The 2,352-nt window shown below is 34.1% G+C and carries 3 protein-coding genes and 1 pseudogene; 1 reads left to right on the plus strand and 3 read right to left on the minus strand.

Annotation, left to right across the window (positions count from 1 at the left end):
• From ABY298_RS16050 to ABY298_RS16060, 3 genes and pseudogenes are all read right to left on the minus strand, one after another.
• Positions 1–526 (minus strand): annotated as a pseudogene (locus ABY298_RS16050) (hypothetical protein); the annotation flags it as partial.
• Positions 519–1,025, minus strand: a complete 507-nt coding sequence (locus tag ABY298_RS16055; RefSeq protein WP_372747052.1) for a hypothetical protein — start codon at positions 1,023–1,025, stop codon at positions 519–521. The gene ABY298_RS16055 and the pseudogene ABY298_RS16050, both read right to left, overlap by 8 nt.
• The gene (locus ABY298_RS16060; protein WP_372747053.1) at positions 1,009–1,296 is read right to left on the minus strand and encodes an oxidase; all 288 of its coding nucleotides are present in this window, start codon (positions 1,294–1,296) and stop codon (positions 1,009–1,011) included. Before ABY298_RS16060 ends, ABY298_RS16055 begins: the two co-directional genes overlap by 17 nt.
• A 67-nt stretch (positions 1,297–1,363) precedes the next feature.
• Here ABY298_RS16060 and ABY298_RS16065 point away from each other — a divergent pair.
• Positions 1,364–2,352 (plus strand): ATP-dependent Clp protease proteolytic subunit (locus ABY298_RS16065; RefSeq protein ID WP_372747054.1); only part of this gene is annotated, 989 nt, incomplete at its 3' end.

Consider the following 2,352-nt stretch of genomic DNA (forward strand, 5'->3'; position numbering starts at 1 on the left):
TAAAGTACTTACTGTCTTGCGTTTCAAACTCGCCATCTGCCCAGTTACCGTAACTCATTTGCATTCCAAAATCTTTGATAATACGCTCGTTACTTTCTAGGTGCATTTGAATGTCTCCTAATAATAGTTTGGCGGCATCATGGTTTCTACCAATTAACAAAGCAAAGTTTAATAAATCGTTTTGTTTTAAATGCAATACATTACCCACATTGGTATGGATAGATTTTGCAGCACCACGAAACCATTGGCGCATTTGCACAATAAATGGATCGTTAAAAACTTTAATATATGAGCTTTGGTGAAAATCGGCACACGGAGCATCGGCTAAAGGAACAGGCGCATTCATACCAAAGTAATAATCAAAAAACTCGTTGTAGTGGTTTGGTTTTAATAAACGTTTTATACGAGCTTCCTGGTCTGCTATTGTTTCAGTCTTTTCTGCAATACTTAACAGCGTTGCAGATTTTATAAACTTACTGCGTTCTGCAAATTTTTCCTGTGCTATTTTTAGCTCTGTTTTAGTCATTAAAAACTTCTTTATAGGTGGCACTGGTTAATTGATCCATTACTTCACGAACGTATTTAGCAACTTCCAATTTATAATCTTTGGTTTTTTTAGCACGCTCGCTTAAAGCATCTTTTAAAATGGCATTGCTTAAACTTTCGAAGTTTTGATACATGTAGCTTAATGCTTTTTTATTATCGCTTAACTTATCAAAAGTGGCTGCTAATTTTGACAACTGATCTGCAGATAGTTTAGGTGTTTTACCTTCCTTCATATCTGCAAATGTTTGTAGTACTTCCTTTCTTAATTCAACAATGCTAATAGAGTGTACGTCTTTTTCATCTTCCCAATTAAACTGGTTTGCCCAGCGTTTAATAGTCTCAATATGTACTTCTAAAATATCGGCAATCTCATCTTTTGAAAAGCCATTAATAAACATTCGTAAGCCTTGACGTTTCTTTTTGTCAGCTTCATTTTTATTTAATCTTCCACCAGCCATATTGTTAATTGTATTCGGCATCAATTAGTATGTTGCCATTAGTTGCAATGTTTAATTTTTTCACAGTCATACCATCGTACTCAAAGTTTCTGCGAATTTTAGATAATAATTCTCTTGGGTTTTCATTATTTAACTCAGTTTCCACACCAACACCTAATTCTGGTGTTTCTTTCCATTCTCCTTTTTGAGCTAAAATGATATGTTGTTGGTGTTGCAGAGTGCTATTACCAATAACAAAGTCGCCATTTTCTATGCGTAAATTTCCTGAGTCATCTACTAATATGTCTTGCATAATTGAATTATTTACACAACAAAATTGAAACATTAGGCTCGGTATTTAAAAACTAAAATCAACCATTGTGAGATTAGTTACAATGGTTGCAGTTTTAATTACAATGGTTGATTTCTTATTTGTGAACGCCACACAAACGATGCAATTTTGCTTCAACAAAACCAGAGAAATGATTAAAAACTTTACCATTGTTAACGAGGATAAAAAGCAGCAAAAAGCTTCAGTTACATTAACTGGATACGTTGCTTCTTATAATTCTGAGAACTCTTTTAACTCTGCAAAGTTTATTGAGATGTTCAATACCTTAAAGGCAACAAACACTCATATACACATTGATATTGTAAATCTTTATGGTGGGAGTATTACAGAAGGAATTCCTGTTTACAACCATATAAAAGAAACTGCAGCTGAAGGATCTGTAAAAATAACTGGTAAAATTGAAGGTTTGGCAGCTTCAATGGGTAGCATTATAGCAATGGCAATACCAGTTGATAATTTAGAGATGGGCAATATGGCAAGAATAATGAACCATAAAGCTAAAGGTGGTGCGTACGGAACTGCTGACGAAGTGCGAAATACTGCTGAAATGATACAAGGCTATGAAGATGATATGATTTCTATACTAGCCGAAAGAACTGGAATGACATCTGAAGAAGTAGCAGCAAAATGGATGGACGGTTTAGACCACTTTATAAAAGCGGATGAGGCAAAATTAATGAAGCTTGTAGGAAATGTTTCTGAAAGTAAGATTAAAAAGAATTTGCCAAAAAACTTCAAATCGCCTGAAGAGGCATTCAATTTTTTTGAAACCAACTTAGTACATAATTATTTAAACACAGATATGGAACTTGAAAAGCAATTAAGAGAAACTCTTAAACTTGGAGCTGATGAAAGTATTGTTGATGCTGTAGCTAAACTACAAGCTGATGCAGCTGTTAAACCAAAGTATGATGCTTTGGTGCAACAAAATATTGACAGTCAAGAAAAAGAGGTACAAGCTTTAATGACAAAGCTTAAAGATGGTAAATTGATTACCGATGAACAAGCACCAACTTA

This window comes from Lutibacter sp., from assembly GCF_041596795.1.
Classification (GTDB): Bacteria; Bacteroidota; Bacteroidia; order Flavobacteriales; family Flavobacteriaceae; genus Lutibacter.

What these genes read in the sequence shown, in the direction of transcription:
- ABY298_RS16055 (WP_372747052.1), bottom strand. Translation starts at nt 1,025, where the DNA reads ATGCCGAATACAATTAACAATATGGCTGGTGGAAGATTAAATAAAAAT.
- ABY298_RS16060 (WP_372747053.1), bottom strand. Translation starts at nt 1,296, where the DNA reads ATGCAAGACATATTAGTAGATGACTCAGGAAATTTACGCATAGAAAAT.